At 46.1% G+C, this 15329-nt stretch carries 14 protein-coding genes; 8 read left to right on the plus strand and 6 right to left on the minus strand.

All coding sequences use genetic code 11. From position 1 onward, the window contains the following. Positions 1-103 precede the first annotated feature (103 nt). From FTV42_RS06635 to asd, 5 genes are all read left to right on the plus strand, one after another. The gene (locus tag FTV42_RS06635; RefSeq protein WP_180038244.1) at positions 104-1618 is read left to right on the plus strand and encodes a catalase; all 1515 of its coding nucleotides are present in this window, start codon (positions 104-106) and stop codon (positions 1616-1618) included. Positions 1619-1803: 185 nt separating this feature from the next. Continuing rightward, positions 1804-2334, plus strand: coding sequence for an ankyrin repeat domain-containing protein (locus FTV42_RS06640; protein WP_180038127.1), 531 nt, complete (start codon positions 1804-1806; stop codon positions 2332-2334). Positions 2335-2453: 119 nt separating this feature from the next. Further along, positions 2454-3659: a nicotinate phosphoribosyltransferase gene (gene pncB, locus FTV42_RS06645; protein ID WP_004729084.1), complete on the plus strand. Its 1206-nt coding sequence runs from the start codon at positions 2454-2456 to the stop codon at positions 3657-3659. A 184-nt stretch (positions 3660-3843) separates the two neighbouring features. Continuing rightward, the gene (locus FTV42_RS06650; RefSeq protein ID WP_180038130.1) at positions 3844-4692 is read left to right on the plus strand and encodes a sulfurtransferase; all 849 of its coding nucleotides are present in this window, start codon (positions 3844-3846) and stop codon (positions 4690-4692) included. Continuing rightward, a complete protein-coding gene (asd, locus tag FTV42_RS06655) occupies positions 4689-5540 on the plus strand; it encodes an archaetidylserine decarboxylase (RefSeq protein WP_180038132.1) in 852 nt (283 codons plus the stop codon). Before FTV42_RS06650 ends, asd begins: the two co-directional genes overlap by 4 nt. A gap of 186 nt (positions 5541-5726) precedes the next feature. Here the strand turns inward: asd and FTV42_RS06660 are convergent, their stop codons facing one another. Further along, the gene (locus tag FTV42_RS06660) at positions 5727-6344 is read right to left on the minus strand and encodes an SPOR domain-containing protein (RefSeq protein WP_180038134.1); all 618 of its coding nucleotides are present in this window, start codon (positions 6342-6344) and stop codon (positions 5727-5729) included. A 299-nt stretch (positions 6345-6643) separates the two neighbouring features. Further along, the gene (argS, locus tag FTV42_RS06665; protein ID WP_180038136.1) at positions 6644-8434 is read right to left on the minus strand and encodes an arginine--tRNA ligase; all 1791 of its coding nucleotides are present in this window, start codon (positions 8432-8434) and stop codon (positions 6644-6646) included. 260 nt (positions 8435-8694) lie between these two features. Between argS and FTV42_RS06670 the strand changes: the two genes are divergently transcribed. Continuing rightward, positions 8695-8982: a DUF2798 domain-containing protein gene (locus FTV42_RS06670; protein WP_004647201.1), complete on the plus strand. Its 288-nt coding sequence runs from the start codon at positions 8695-8697 to the stop codon at positions 8980-8982. 81 nt (positions 8983-9063) lie between these two features. Here the strand turns inward: FTV42_RS06670 and FTV42_RS06675 are convergent, their stop codons facing one another. Genes FTV42_RS06675 through FTV42_RS06685 form a run of 3 tightly spaced genes read right to left on the minus strand, consistent with a single transcriptional unit; the run spans position 9064 to position 11519 of the window. Next, the gene (locus FTV42_RS06675; protein WP_180038138.1) at positions 9064-10365 is read right to left on the minus strand and encodes a DUF445 domain-containing protein; all 1302 of its coding nucleotides are present in this window, start codon (positions 10363-10365) and stop codon (positions 9064-9066) included. A gap of 11 nt (positions 10366-10376) precedes the next feature. Beyond that, positions 10377-10928, minus strand: a complete 552-nt coding sequence (locus FTV42_RS06680) for a hypothetical protein (RefSeq protein WP_005108177.1) — start codon at positions 10926-10928, stop codon at positions 10377-10379. 51 nt (positions 10929-10979) lie between these two features. After that, positions 10980-11519: a DUF924 family protein gene (locus tag FTV42_RS06685; protein ID WP_114540923.1), complete on the minus strand. Its 540-nt coding sequence runs from the start codon at positions 11517-11519 to the stop codon at positions 10980-10982. A gap of 211 nt (positions 11520-11730) precedes the next feature. On the opposite strand from FTV42_RS06685, the gene gshA reads away from it, so the two are divergent. Together gshA and FTV42_RS06695 are read left to right on the plus strand one after the other, a co-directional pair. After that, on the plus strand, positions 11731-13308 hold the full coding sequence (gene gshA / locus FTV42_RS06690; protein WP_180038140.1) for a glutamate--cysteine ligase: 1578 nt from the start codon (positions 11731-11733) through the stop codon (positions 13306-13308). An 18-nt stretch (positions 13309-13326) separates the two neighbouring features. Next, positions 13327-13854, plus strand: a complete 528-nt coding sequence (locus tag FTV42_RS06695) for a disulfide bond formation protein B (RefSeq protein WP_180038142.1) — start codon at positions 13327-13329, stop codon at positions 13852-13854. Positions 13855-13907: 53 nt separating this feature from the next. Here FTV42_RS06695 and FTV42_RS06700 read toward each other — a convergent pair whose 3' ends face one another. After that, the gene (locus FTV42_RS06700; RefSeq protein WP_180038144.1) at positions 13908-15239 is read right to left on the minus strand and encodes a hypothetical protein; all 1332 of its coding nucleotides are present in this window, start codon (positions 15237-15239) and stop codon (positions 13908-13910) included. Between the last annotated feature and the right edge of the window lie 90 nt (positions 15240-15329).

Raw genomic sequence — 15329 nt, forward strand, 5'->3', positions numbered from 1 at the left:
CCATTAAAACGATTGAATTAATAAAAATAATCTGTTTTATCTATTTATTGTGTTGGCGTATCTTAGCCCATGCAGGAAAGGTAATAAATTGAGAGATTTAGAAATGTTTAAGCGTTCATTACTGGTTGCAATGATTGCAACTGTCACAGCTGCACAAGCTGCTCCTTTAACTAAAGACAATGGCGCACCAGTCGGTGATAACCAGAACTCGATCACTGCGGGTCCAAATGGTTCAGTACTCCTTCAGGACGTTCAACTGGTACAAAAATTACAACGTTTTGGTCGTGAGCGTATTCCTGAGCGTGTCGTACATGCGCGTGGTACAGGGGCATATGGTGAATTCGTTGCGACCAAAGATCTATCTGATCTTACCCTCGCTTCGTTGTTCAAAGCGGGGACTAAAACTCCAGTTTTCCTACGTTTCTCTACCGTAATTCATGGTAAAGGTTCACCAGAAACTCTACGTGACCCACACGGTTTTGCATTGAAATTCTACACTCAAGAAGGTAACTGGGACTTGGTCGGTAACCAGACACCGGTATTCTTTATCCGTGATGCAATCAAGTTCCCGGACTTCATTCATGCCATGAAGCCAAGCCCAGTAACGAATGTCCAAGATGCTAACCGTGTGTTTGACTTCCTGTCGAGCCAGCCATGGGCAACCAACATGCTGACTTATGTGTATGGCAAGCAAGGTGTTCCAACTAGCTATCGTGAACAGGACGGTTTTGGTGTTCACGCTTACAAACTGTATAACGACAAAGGCGAATACAAGTACGTGAAATTCAACTTCCGCTCTAAACAGGGCGTGAAAGGCCTGAACGTGAAAGAAGCGGCTGAACAGCAGGGTAAAGATTTCAACCACTTGACCAATGATCTATATAACAACATCTATGCGGGTAATTTCCCGAAATGGGATCTATATATTCAGGTGATTGATCCTAAAGATCTAAACAGCTTTGATTTTGATCCGTTAGATCCAACCAAAATCTGGCCAACCAATCTGGTTCCAGAAACCAAAGTCGGTACTTTGACGCTGAACCGTATGCCAAAGAACTTCTTCAACGAGACTGAACAGTCGGCATTTGCACCAGGTAACCTGGTACCAGGTATCGAGCCATCAGAAGACCGTCTGTTACAAGGCCGTATCTTCTCTTATTCAGATACCCAAATGTACCGTTTAGGCGCGAATCACCAGCAAATTCCGGTGAACCGTCCAGTGGTAAATGTGAACAACAATAATCAGGATGGCTACATGAATATCTCTGAGCGTGACTCGGATGTGAACTATGAGCCAAGCCGTAAAGAGCCAAAAGCTGCAACTGAAAAAGCACGTGCGGTACAAACACCATTATCTGGTCATGTACAGCAAATTGGTGTGAAAGAGCAAAACTTCAAGCAGGCAGGTGAGCTGTACCGTTCATACACGGCTAAAGAGAAAGATGACCTGATCATGAACCTTGCTGCTGACTTAGGTGCAGTGAAAGATTCAGAAACCAAGCACATCATGTTGTCTTACTTCTACAAGGCAGATGCTGACTACGGTACCCGCATGACCAAGGCAGTGAACGGTAACCTGGCGACTGTTAAAGCCAAAGCTGCAAAATTAAAAGACTAATCCCGATTGGTCTTGAGGAACTGGTGACTAGGGCATAGCGCATCACCTCCAAAAAGTCCTGTAATACTCCAAACCTTTCCTGCACCCTAGGGGGAGTTTTACAGGCACTCCGTTTTTCATCTCAACTCAGGACAATTCAGTCTTTCAAGACTTAAATTCCCTTTCGATTTCTGCTGGAGTTCATCATGAAAGTTATGTCATCTGTGTTTTTAGCCAGTATTCTCACGATAGGTTCCGCATTCGCAAACGTGACTGTCGCGAAGGATATCTCCCCCGCTAAAAGCGTGAACCATGTTCAGATGAACTCACAACAGGAATTGGTCGACCTGTTCTTTGCTGCGGCTAAAATTGGCAATAGCGAAGTTATCAACGAATTTTTAAAACACGGCTTTCCGGTCGATGTACGCAATAAAGACGGTTATACACCACTGATGATGGCGACTTATTATGGTCATCAGGATATTGTCGCCAGCTTGCTTAAACATGGTGCCGACCGCTGTGCTCGAGATAATCGAGGCAATACAGCCTTGATGGGGGCTTTATTCAAGATGGAATTTGCGATTGCCAAGCAGCTGCGTCAGGTGGATTGTGATGCCCAGGCGAAAAAAACCGGACAAAAGACCACAGCCGAATTTGCTAAGGTCATTGGTCAGGAAAAACAGTTGCAGAAACTGATTCAGGAACAGGAAAAAGCTCAGTTCAAATCACAGAAATAAACCGGGTTATGCTTCTGATACTTTTGTCGCAAATACAGCCAGCTGTACGTAAATCTTGCATTATTGCACGACTTTTTATGCTTTAATGCAGAGATAAGCACAGCGATATTCCCTTAGTTATGGCTCCAATTATCCATTCTCTGTTAGATACTGACTTGTACAAATTCACCATGTTACAAGTGGTCTTACACAAGTTTCCGCAAACGCATAGTGTCTACCATTTCCGTTGTCGTAATCTGGAAGATACAGTCTATCCACTGACGGATATTCTGGATGATCTCAATCATCAACTGGACCTGCTGTGTCAGCTAAAATTCAAAGAAGATGAACTGCAATATTTAAGAAGCTTACGTTTTATCAAAAGCGATTTTGTGGATTATCTGGAACTGTTCCAGCTCAAGCGCCGTTTCATCAAGGCCAGTATCGACAGTCAAGGCCGTCTGGATATTGTGGTGGAAGGCCCGATGGTTCAGGCGATGATGTTCGAGATCTTCGTACTGGCGATTGTCAATGAACTGTATTTCAGCCGCATTCGCACGCCTGAAGTGTTGGCTGAAGGCGAACACCGTTTAAAAGCCAAAATCGAGCTATTAAAACAGTATGATGCTGCGCAAAACCCCAATGATCCACCATTCTTGGTGTCAGATTTTGGTACGCGTCGCCGTTACAGTTTCGATTGGCAAAAGCATGTGGTCGAAGAATTTCACAAAGCCGCACCGCATGTGTTCCGTGGGACCAGTAATGTACTGTTAGCCAAAGAGCTGGGCATTACCCCGATTGGTACCATGGCGCATGAATTCCTGCAAGCTTTTCAGGCGCTGGACGTACGTTTACGTAATTTCCAGAAATCTGCACTGGAAAGCTGGGTACAGGAATATCGTGGTGACTTGGGTATTGCCTTGACCGATGTGGTGGGGATGGATGCATTCCTGCGCGACTTTGATCTGTACTTTGCCAAGCTGTTTGATGGCTTGCGTCATGATAGTGGCGACCCTTATGAATGGGGTGACAAGGCCTATGCGCATTATAAAAAGCTGAAAATAGACAGCAAAACCAAGATGCTGACTTTTAGTGATGGCCTGAATCTGGAAAAAGCCTGGAAATTGCATCAGTACTTTAAAGACCGTTTTCAGGTCAGTTTCGGCATTGGCACCAATCTGACCAATGATATGGGGCAAACCCCACTCAATATCGTGCTGAAACTGGTGGAATGTAACCGTCAGTCAGTAGCCAAAATCTCGGATAGTCCGGGCAAAACCATGACCGATAATGATACGTTCTTGGCCTATTTGCGTCAGGTTTTTGAGATCAATGAACCTGCTTAAGTCAGTTTGAAAAATTCATAATTTTTAAGAACCGTTTCTATATAGAGGCGGTTTTTTTATGCAAGCTTATTTAACACCAGGGTTTAGCTAAAATCTTGCTAATCATCTGCAAAGAAAGCACATCAGTGTAAAAACCAGCTGTGCTAAGATCAACAGGATTTGACCAATAATAGCCATGATAACGATGACCGCTGCAGCTTTTAATTTTGGCCTGCTGATTGAGGCAGAAGATTTAGTTCCCTATTTGGGCCATGAAAAACTTCGTATTGTCGACCTGAGCCGTGCCTCTGTGTATGAGCAGCTGCATATTCCGCATGCCTTGCATTTAAAGCCTAAACTTCTGGTGCGTCAGGAAGAAACGGCGATGGGACTGTTACCGGATACCGAAGGCTTGCAGGCTCTCATTGATTATCTGAATATTTCTCCTGAACATCATGTGGTGGCTTATGATGATGAGGGCGGGGCATGGGCAGGGCGTTTGCTCTGGAACCTGCATTGTTTGGGTTTTGAAAATACCAGCCTATTGAATGGCGGGATTCATGCCTGGCTTGGTGCCGGTTTGCCGACTTCTTCCAATAAGGAACAGTTTGCACCAGTGAAGAACGTGTTGCAGGTCAATCTTGAGCATCAGGCAAATTTTCAGATTGGCTATGATGAACTGCGCCAACAGGTTGAAAATCAACAGGTTCAAATTTGGGATTGCCGCACGCAAGATGAATATACTGGCCTACGTTTAGCGGCTCGACGCGGCGGTCACATTCCGGGAGCACGTCATTTTGAATGGAGTACTGCCCTTAATCGCGAAAATCATTTAAAATTACAGCCTTTACCACGTACTCAGCAGCGTCTGGAACAACTGGGCTTTGATTTGAATCAACCCGTTGTGGTGTACTGCCAGTCCCATCACCGCTCAGGTTTGGCCTATATTCTGGGTCGTTTACTGGGCTGGAAAATTCGAGCCTATGATGGTGCGTGGAGTGAATGGGGCAACCGCCTCGATAGTCCAATCGCTACAGGGGAGCTGCCATCTTGAGCATCAAATCACGTTTAAAACAACAGTTTTTTATTAAAGCTCAACGATTAGTACCGCAACATCGCTTGTCTCGGGTGGTGGGTAAAATTGCCGCCAGCGAAAACCCGATTATCAAAACTGCTGCAATTACTGCCTTTAAGGCGCAGTATGGTATTGATATGTCGATTGCTGAACAGGCCAATGCCCTGAAATTCAAATCATTTAATGAATTTTTTACCCGTGCCCTAAAAGAAGGTATCCGTGCAGTTGATCCAGATGCTACGAGCATTGTTTCGCCTGCAGATGGTGCGATTTCCCAGCTGGGTAAAATTGAAAATGGCGATGTGTTTCAGGCCAAAGGCCAGAAATTTACCGTTGAAGCACTGATTGCTGATCCGCAACTGGCCGAGCCATTCAAAAACGGTGAATTTGCGACCGTATATTTGTCGCCACGTGATTATCATCGGGTGCATATGCCATTTGCTGGCACCTTGACTGAAACGTTATATGTACCGGGCGAGCTATTCTCGGTCAATCAGGTGACCGCAGAAAATATTCCGGGCCTGTTTGCACGCAATGAACGTATGGTCTGTCTGTTTGATACTGAAATCGGCCGTATGGCGGTGGTATTGGTCGGTGCGATGATTGTGGCGGGTATTGAAACCGTGGCAACCGGCAAAGTGAAGCCTTCAGGCCGGATCGAACTTAATCAGCATGATCTGTTCCTGGAAAAAGGGGCAGAACTGGGTCGTTTCTACCTCGGTTCAACAGCAGTGATTTTATTCGAAGAAAATAAAATGCAGTGGGATGCCGTATTCAAGGCCAATTCTTTGGTGAATATGGGTGAAGCGCTGGGGCATACAGTTTAAAGATTTTACCCTCCCTTTATTAAAGGGAGGTTGGAGGGATTAAATATTTTCTCGTTTAGAATAAATAAAAATCCCCCTCAGTCCCCCTTTAAAAAAGGGGGATTTCCTCTCCTATTAAGGACACGGTTAGAGAGAGATCCAAATAAAAAAAAGCACCCTCAGGCGCTTTTTTTTATTTCTAGAAATTTATCGTTTCACGACGATGGAATCGATCCCGCTATTCTGCAAGGTTTGCTGTGCCATAATCGCGGCTTCTGCAGAATCATAAGGGCCTGAAACCACGCGATACCAGACTTTGCCATTTTCTACACTGCGTACCACATCGGCAGATAAACCATTGAGAATAATTTCAGCACGGCGGGCATCGGCCTGATCCGGGTCATCAAAGCTGCGGACTTGCAGAATATAACTGGCCGGAGCGGCAACAGGCGCTTCACTGGCTTCTAAGCCAGGCTCAGTTGTGGTCGCCTCAGGTGGAGCTACTTCAGGTCGAGGCGCTTCTACAATTACTACCGTATCCTGATTTTTGTTTTCAGGGACGGCCTGTTCAGGAATAGGCGTCACTTGTTGCTGTGGTAACAGGTCATAAAAACGGTAATCTTTATTGGTATCTTCTTCTTGGACAGATTCAGCACTTGTTTGAGTTTTCGGTTTGACCGGTTCCCATGGCTTCCAGAGCATCAGTGCCATTAAAAAACTTAACACGATTAAAATGATCACGAGTGTGCCGAGCCAGGTTGGAATAAGTGGCTTTTTAGGCTTATTCGGTCTTTCAGATACACCGCGCTGCGTTTTTCCAAACACTTGGGATTTTCCTCTTATTAATCGGGACATATAGAAAAGGCATAACAGCAGTTATGCCCCTACTATCACTTCATCCTATGTGATCAGGATACAAAAGTCATCCTCTAGATCACAAATCACACAGAATTTTAATTTATCTGTATCTTCAAGCACATAGCCGAAGTTACAAAATGTCTGCTCAGCAGATAAACGGCAGTGTTTTGCTTACATGCTCGCTTCGAGCCTAGCTCTTGTCTTGCATCAATGTAAAAGCAGTGCTTTGACTATTTACCTTCTTGCATCAATGTAAAAGCAGTGCTTTACATTGATTCAGGAGCTGACACACCTAAAAGTTCTAAACCGTTACGCACTACCTGACGCACGTTCACTGATAACAATAAGCGTGCTTGGGTCAATTCAGCATCATCACCGAGTACTTTATTGTCGTTGTACCAGCCGTGGAACAAGGCTGCCAGCTCTTTCAGGTAATTACCGATTTGATGTGGTTCATAGCTGTTTGCAGCACGGACCAGAATTTCCGGATAGGCCGCTAGTTTGGCCAGGATTTCAGTTTCAGCATCAAGCTCCAGCTTAGCCGCCAAATTACGTGCTGCTGTAGCATCAAAGTTGACATTGGTAGACGCTGCTTTTTCTAACATACGACAGATACGGGCGTGTGCATACTGGATGTAATACACTGCATTGTCCTTGCTTTGTGACACAGCAAGATCCAGGTCAAAATCAATGTGCTGTTCAGACTTACGCATTACGTAGTAAAAACGTGCAGCATCATTGCCAACTTCTTTACGCAGATCACGCAAGGTCACAAACTGGCCTGAACGGGATGACATTTGTACCATCTCGCCGCCACGCCATAGGCTCACGAACTGAACCAGAAGAACCGTTAATTTTTTCGAGTCATAGCCCAGCGCATCAATGGCCGCTTTTACACGTGCGATATAACCGTGGTGATCTGAACCCCAGATATCGATGATATCGGTATAGCCACGTTGTAACTTGTTCAGGTGGTAAGCGATGTCAGACGCGAAGTAAGTGGTCTGACCATTACGACGTTTCACGACACGGTCTTTTTCATCACCGAATGCAGTGGATTTGAACCAGATGTTGCCATCCAGTTCATACAGGAAACCACGCTGATCTAAGGTCTGTAAGGCTTCTTCAATTTTGTCTGTCAATGATTCTTCGCTGAACCATTGATTGAAGGTTACACCAAACTCGCCGAGGTCATCTTTAATATCATCTAAGATTGCTTTAAGCGCGGCTTGCAAGAATACGCGGTAGCCTGTGCCAATTAACGCTTGTGAATTAAAGATCAAACCATCAATGTGTTTTTCTTTATCACCAGACAATACGACTTTATTGCCATCAGCATCTAATTCGGCTGCAAACTGTACATCTTCAGGCACATCTTTATACACGTCGGCCACAGGACGGACATAAGCATCGCCATCCTGGTCAATAATGCTTTGTGCAATTTCTTTTACGTAGTCACCCTGGTAGGCATTTTTCGGGAACACCAGTTCCTGACCCGTTAATTCTAAGTAGCGCAGATAAGTCGAAGTCGCCAGAATGTCCATTTGACGGCCAGCATCATTGACATAGTATTCGCGGTCGACTTTAGCACCAGTCGCTTCAAGCAAATTCGCAACCGTCATACCATACGCGGCACCACGACCATGACCTACGTGCAGGCTAGAGGTTGGGTTGGCAGAAACGAATTCAACCTGAATACGTTTATCCGCATTGACCTGGGTACGACCATAAGTCGCCTGTTGTGCCTGGATTTGATCAAGGACTGCAAAGCGCTGGTCAGCATTCAGGAAGAAGTTAATAAAACCAGGACCGGCAATTTCTGCCTTGCTGATATCTGCCACTTCAGGCAGGGCAGCAAGAATTTTTTCCGCTAAATCACGTGGCTTCATACCCGCAGCTTTCGACGCGATCATGGCAATATTCGACGCAAAGTCACCATGGCTTCGGTCTTTGGTACGCGTCAAATTACTTGTATTGTTCCAGTCAGATGGGAGTACGCCTTGTGCCTGTAAAGTGTGCACTGCATGATCGAGAGCTGCTTGTATTGCCGTATTCATAATCAGTCGAAAATAGAGATCGCAGAAAAACAGCAAATATAGCAAATTTCAGGCTGTTTAGGTAAAAGCATTTCTAGGGAATAAAAAGTAGAAGATCACTTCACCAGAAATTTTGAACTAGAGAAAGGGGTAATAACCGGATTAATCCCGTGAAAATAAAACCAGTTTTTAGCTCAACATTTCAGATGAAAAAAAACAATGCTCCACCGTATAGAATTTGGCTTATATTAGTCATCTGAAAACAGTAAAAAGAGCATGTCGTGGCTGCATCACAACGTCCGACCATTATCGGTCATATTCCCAAACTCCCTGCAAAATGGGCATTGATTATTGTGCCTTTTATCCTGTCCTGCCTGATGAGTGGCATTATTTCCATGATCAATATGCTGCGCAATCTTGGTTGGATTGATGGATTTATGGCACTCTGGTTTCATAACTGGATGATTTCCTGGGCGATTGCTTTTCCGATTGTGGTGACCTTATTGCCGTTCGTACGCAAATTCACTGGGCTATTGGTCGATATGTCCGGACCTCAGCCACCCAAGTGATCATTTTTAAATTTAATCGGGTGGGGGCAGCTCTCTGACGATTTAAAAGCTGGGCTGTAAGAGGAAATAGCTTCATCAGCTTTAAATTAAATGCTCTACCGCCGCCCGGATAATCCCGAGCACCAGACCGATACAGGCACCGACCACGACACCATTGACCCGGATCATATGCAGGTCACCGCCGACTTCATTTTCAATCTTGTCGATCATCTCGCTTGAATCCCATTCGTGAATGCGCTCGCTGATAAAGCGAATCACTTTTTCACTGTACTGGTCACTCAGGTCAACCGCGATAGAGCTCAGACGTTTATTCAGCAGCTCACGTACCGAGGCATTCGAAATGATATTTTCTCCGACCTGTTGAATGGCAATTCTGAGATTTTCCGCAATACCCGAATCAGGTTTTTGCAAGTCTGCCTTGATCGCATCACATAAAATCACCACCGCACCGCTGATAAAATTCAGCACTTGTGGACTATCCAGTAAGGCATCTTTGGTTTCATTCAGACGCTGGCTGGCTTCACTGTCATTATCCGCCAGCTGCAACATCCAGCTATGTCCCATGTTCTCAATTTTAAGTCGCCATGGATGATCTGGATCAGCCAGCATGGCTTCAACCCGCCCGATCACGGAATCAATACTGCGTTGCTGCACGTCAATCCCGATCCAGCTGGCGCCTTTGGCCAGTTTCCACACGCCCATTTCCTTAAACAGGTTGCGGGTCAGCTCGCGGGTCTGTTCCGGATGTGAGGTCATCCAGGCATGCACCACATCCAGTCCGCGCTGTAGCACATCCTGATGGAAATCATTGTCCAGAACGGCATGCAGCATTTCGCTGGCCAGAGTATTGATCTGGGTATTTTTGACCCATTGCACACTGTTGCTCTGGATAAATCCGGCAATCTGTTCCTGTCCGACAAATTCAAAGATTTTAGGAACCGTCTGTTGAATGACCTGAGTCACTTGGACATTATTTTGTGGATTGGCCAGCCAGCGTCCTGCAGCCAGACTCAGGTCGGTACTGTCCAGACTGCGCTGTACAATTTGCGGAGAAAGAAAATTTTCCTGCACAAAACGGCCCATCGACTCTGCAATACGGGCCTTGTTGCGTGGAATGATTTCGGTATGGTCGCGTAAAAACTTGGGAATGGGCAATCTGCCAAAAGGGTTACGAAACAGCACGGTAATCGCATACCAGTCCGCAAGACCACCGACCACACCCGCTTCTGCCGAGAGCATCAGAATATGAATGAGCCAGACATATTCAGGTAGCAATTTGGCTGCCACCATCAATGCCAACCAGGTCAGTACGGCGACCACCAGGGCGATGGTCGCGAAACGTTTACTGCGTTGTAAGCTCGGGGAGATACTCTCTGTCTGCATAGATCATCCTGTCAGGAGGGATTGGCCGGTTGCGGTTGCAGCACTGCACCGGATGGACTTAAACCATATTTAGCCCCAAGTGAATGTAAAATCAAGCGGGCATCAAAGGCATCTTGAGGCGCCTGATTGGCCTTGAAGCATTCAATGGTATAGGCCACCTGGGCAGGATCCAGAGTCACGGTATAGGGACGGTCATAGAATGGGTCTGGCCAGAACCCCGGATATCGGCGGTAATACCCGTACGGATAAAAGCTCGGTGCCGGATAGACGATGGCCTGCCGTGGAGGTTGTTGAGTACGGTTACTTGGATCATTCAGTACCCTGAAGAACTGAAAGCCATTTTGTACGGTAGTCTGTGCGGCTTTGAGCAGGGTAATTTCTTCAGCTGTGCCAAAGCTCATATTGGGACGGGCCTGAAAGCTGATACGGTAAGTGTTGCTGTTGAGGGGAGTGGTACTGTAGCGACCTAACTGATCAAATGTTAAGGGCTTTGAGGGTGTGGTTGCACAGCCAGTCAGGCTGATGGCAGCAATCATACTCAATCCCAGTAGCATGTTTTTCATGTTCGATCTCCTGATGCAATGATCCAGTCCAGACAGCCGGTCTTAAAAATCTTAAAAACTGCTATCGGGCTGGGTCAGGAAAGTAAGTTCTTCATCGGTCGAGTCACGACCCAGAATCTGGTTCCGGTGCGGATAACGTCCAAAGCGGTCGATAATGACCTTGTGCTTTTTCTCGAATTCCAGATTGGTCGGATTGCCCAGACGCTGAAACAGTTTTAAGGCGAATTCATGAATCAGTTTGGATTCGCTGTGCATAAATGGCATGTACAGAAAGGCACGCTGTTCCGGACTGAGCTGTTGATCCAGGTTCAGGCTGATGGCTTCCTGAGCCAAGGCCAGTGCTAGACTGTCTTGGGCGAAAGCTTGGGGAGAATCACGGAATAAATTTCGTGAAAATTGATCTAGCACAATAATTTCGGCCAACCGGCCTTCTGCGGTTTTACGCCAGCCCCAAAGTTCAGCCTGGGCTGCCTGCTGATGGGTGCTCATGAACTGCTGCGCAATACTTTGGTCGAATTCATGACTTTGGCTAAACCATAAGGGCTGGCTGTCCGCATGAAACCAAAAGTCTAAAATATCTTGATAATTCATAATATTTACAATTCATTAGCATCTATTTGTTAATAAAATCACAAATTTTCCATGTCTTATAGAGGAAGTTTGTGTTAAAAATTTGCCAAATTAAAAATCAATGGTTTGCCTGAAAACTAGGCAGCCTGTCATATGCCGGCACGAAATCACGTTATACTGATTAAACCGATGATTTTAATTTAATAATTTAGCCCCCTTAAGCGAGATTGTAATGAGTCAACCTGAATCGACTTCCCAAAATGTGTTACCGACCTGGGTCGAGTCGTCACTCATCAAAGGCATGTTGCGTGGTATCGAGCGTGAAAGCTTACGTATGCAAAGTGATGGTTTCCTGTCACAGGCAGCGCATCCTCGTGCCTTGGGTTCAGCCTTGACTCATCCACATATCACCACGGACTATTCTGAAGCATTGATGGAGTTTATTACTCCGCCACAGGACAGTATTAAAAAAGCGCTGGACTATCTCAGCGATATTCATGCGATTGTCCATCGTCATCTGGAAAATGATGAAAAGCTCTGGCCTTTGTCGATGCCGTGTATGCTGGACAGCCGCGATGACAGCATTCCGCTGGCACAGTATGGCAGCTCGAATATCGGCCTGTTTAAAACCTTGTATCGTCATGGTTTAGGCGTGCGTTATGGTCGCCGTATGCAGACGATTTCAGGCGTGCATTACAACCTGTCTTTCCCGGATCATCTGTTCGAGGCCTTACAACAGCAGGAACAGGACGAGGCGCTGAAAGCATTGAGCTTGCAGGATTATCGCAGTCATCGCTATATGGGCCTGATCCGTAACTTTATTCGTCTGACCCCACTGGTGATGTTCCTGATCGGAGCCAGTCCGGCGGTCTGCCAATGCTTTATGACTGGCCGTGATCATTTCTTGCTGCCATTGGTGAAAGGTACCTTGTATTCACCTTATGCGACCGCGCTACGTATGGGACGTTTTGGCTATCAAAACTCTGCGCAGAAACAGCTCGGTATTCATTACAATAATTTGCAGGACTATCTGGACGGACTGCAAAAAGCCGTCAAAACGCCGTATAAACCGTTTAGTCGTCTGGGACTAGATGATGCCAATGGTCAGCCGATCCAGATCAATGATCATGTGTTGCAAATCGAAAATGAATATTACAGCTTAGTGCGCCCGAAACAGGTGCCACTCGCGGGTGAAACCCCGTCACAGGCACTGGAAAATCGTGGGATTGCCTATGTCGAGCTGCGCGCAGTCGATGTCAATCCATACAGCCCGATTGGCATTAATGAAGATACGGCCGGTTTCCTTGAAGTGCTAGCCTTGTACTGTTTATTGCAAGATAGTCCGGCACTACTCAGTCATGAACAGGATATTATTGAGCAGAATCAGGCCGAAGTAGTGAACCGTGGTCGTGCGCCAAATGCCGCAATTATGGAAAATGGCCAGTCTTATCCGATTGAGGATTGGTGTGCCATACATTTGCAGCGCATGCATCCCTTGGCCAAGCTGTTAAATTCGGCCTATGACAGTACTCTCTATACCGATGCATTAAAAACCATGATGATCCGGGTCGATGAAGTCGATGCCACCTTGTCTGCCTTGGTGGTGGGTGATACGCGTGAACAGGGCGGGATGTGGCATTTTGGCCAACATCTGGCACAGCAGCACAGCAGTGTCTATGAAGAACATCAGCTCAGTCCGGAAACACTGGCTTATTTTGAAGAAATGTCACAAAAGTCATTGCAGCAGCAACAGCAACTCGAGCAAGATAGCAGCATCAGTTTTGCTGATTATTTAGCCCAATATCGATAAAAAATAAGGGGATTCACCATGCAATGGAGTTATCGCTTCGTGAGTGGTATGTTGTTTCTGGCTGCTGTCATCGGCATGGCATTTGCCTTATATCTTGAGCATGTACAAGGTCTGGCGCCTTGTCCGCTCTGTGTGTTTCAGCGTGTCGGATTAATCGGACTCGGGATCATCTCACTGATCGCATTCCTGCATAATCCCGCATCTAATCTCATGAAGCGGCTATATGCCTTGCTGGGTTCGCTCAGTATTTTGTGGTCTGTGGGCGTGGCTGCGCGTCATGTCTGGTTACAGAACCTGCCCCCGGATCAGGTGCCGAGCTGTGGTCCCGGTCTGGAATACTGGCTGGAAACCCTGCCGATGCAGTCTGTACTGCAACAGGTCTTAAATGGTTCAGGGGAATGTGCCGCGATTGACTGGACCTTCTTGGGTCAATCCTTGCCTGTCTGGTCTTTGATCTTTTTCAGTATTTTATTGCTGATTAGCCTGTGGCAACTACTGCGTAAATATAAAAAGGCACCGGTTAAACGACTCAGAGATAAATATTAATTCCGTATTTAATAAAAAAGCCCTCAATCGAGGGCTTTTTTATTTGCTTCAGTTTAGGTCAGGGCTATGCCTTCCAGACTGTCCAGATCCATCACATGTTCATGAATCTGATCAAAGGCTTCATCTTCTACACTTGGATAGAACCAGCGCGCCACCTGCTCGGCCACTAGCGGATGATACTGAATTTCAAAATGGTTCAGGCCGTAAAAAATCGCCTTGTTTGCATCGGGGACTTTGAGCTGGAAACGCGGATTGGGATGCTCGCCCAAAGCACTTTTAATACTGACCAGATAATCACCAATTACATGTAAGGTCTTGTTTTTTCGGTTTTCAAACTCGATGGTACCGGCGACCAGATAGGTATCGATATGCGAGGGAATTGGGGCAGGTTTACGGTGATCATCCATAAAGCCGATCCGTAGCGGATTATGCTCCCAGTCATCATCCCGGACGCTGCCATGGCGTAAATCCAGAATACCGTTACTGCGAATATTGACCAGATGGCCAAGCAACCGGATCAGTGGAAAATGTCCGAGTTTGTCCTGCAAGCTAAAACCAAAACGTTCCAGTACCGCACCATGATGCGGTGAACCCAGACAGACCAGATTCTCCACCATGTTGACCCAGCTATACACATTCTGCTTGCCATAGAACAGTGCGCTGCGTGACACCAGTCCACCCATGCTATGGCCGATCAGGTCAATACTGGTAATTCTAGGATTGCGAACAACCAGATCCTGTAAGGTATTCGCCAGACTGCGACCATTGGCAGAAATCCGGCGTCCAGTATTGTAATTCAGGTAGAGCATGGTATTGCGGTCGCGCTGCGCCAGTAATTTTGCCCCAATGCCTTCATATTTGCGATTTGACCAGTCTAAATGGTTCATGCATAAGCCATGTACAAACAAAGTAATACGACCACTTAGCTCACCTTTTTGCAGCGAGCCATAATGGTCATAGATCACCATCGGCAGGGCTAGAGGGTTTTGATATTTCAGCAGATAATCCCCGATAATGCCATTTAAGACACTGACCAGAAAATGCAAGGAAGGTGTCAGCGGTTTATTATGCAGTTTAGGAAAGCGTTCAATAATCTGGCGCAAAGCAGGGGCAATCAGGGTATTGCCGTAATGAAACAGCATGTCATAAGACATTTGATAGAGCCGCACAATCGACGGAATATTCTGAATTTTTTCAGAATTATTTTCACTTAAACCGAAAATACTCATTAAAATTTCGCGTTGAATACTCTTGATCAGCTCCTGGATCACATCGTTAAAGCGCATCGTTACCAGCTGCGCCAGACCTTCCAGTACATCGGCCTGACTCGGTGGGGTTCGATCCCATCGACAATAGGTTTCATGTAACGGTGTCAAACTTGGCATCTGATCCTGTCCTTTCAATGAGCCGCATGTGGTGCCATCTTTCTTTTTAAAGAACTTCGCGGTATAAATTCTTTTTCTTGTTGAGTTTCC

Origin of the sequence: Acinetobacter sp. YH16052 (assembly GCF_013417155.1) — a bacterium.
In the GTDB taxonomy this organism is placed as follows: domain Bacteria; phylum Pseudomonadota; class Gammaproteobacteria; order Pseudomonadales; family Moraxellaceae; genus Acinetobacter.

Excerpts from the sequence above, each read along its gene's own strand:
- gshA (WP_180038140.1), top strand. The coding sequence starts at position 11,731 with ATGAGTCAACCTGAATCGACTTCCCAAAATGTGTTACCGACCTGGGTC.
- FTV42_RS06650 (WP_180038130.1), top strand. The coding sequence starts at position 3,844 with ATGACCGCTGCAGCTTTTAATTTTGGCCTGCTGATTGAGGCAGAAGAT.
- FTV42_RS06685 (WP_114540923.1), bottom strand. The coding sequence starts at position 11,519 with ATGAATTATCAAGATATTTTAGACTTTTGGTTTCATGCGGACAGCCAG.
- argS (WP_180038136.1), bottom strand. The coding sequence starts at position 8,434 with ATGAATACGGCAATACAAGCAGCTCTCGATCATGCAGTGCACACTTTA.
- pncB (WP_004729084.1), top strand. The coding sequence starts at position 2,454 with ATGGCTCCAATTATCCATTCTCTGTTAGATACTGACTTGTACAAATTC.
- FTV42_RS06640 (WP_180038127.1), top strand. The coding sequence starts at position 1,804 with ATGAAAGTTATGTCATCTGTGTTTTTAGCCAGTATTCTCACGATAGGT.
- FTV42_RS06675 (WP_180038138.1), bottom strand. The coding sequence starts at position 10,365 with ATGCAGACAGAGAGTATCTCCCCGAGCTTACAACGCAGTAAACGTTTC.
- FTV42_RS06700 (WP_180038144.1), bottom strand. The coding sequence starts at position 15,239 with ATGCCAAGTTTGACACCGTTACATGAAACCTATTGTCGATGGGATCGA.
- FTV42_RS06680 (WP_005108177.1), bottom strand. The coding sequence starts at position 10,928 with ATGAAAAACATGCTACTGGGATTGAGTATGATTGCTGCCATCAGCCTG.
- FTV42_RS06635 (WP_180038244.1), top strand. The coding sequence starts at position 104 with ATGTTTAAGCGTTCATTACTGGTTGCAATGATTGCAACTGTCACAGCT.
- FTV42_RS06695 (WP_180038142.1), top strand. The coding sequence starts at position 13,327 with ATGCAATGGAGTTATCGCTTCGTGAGTGGTATGTTGTTTCTGGCTGCT.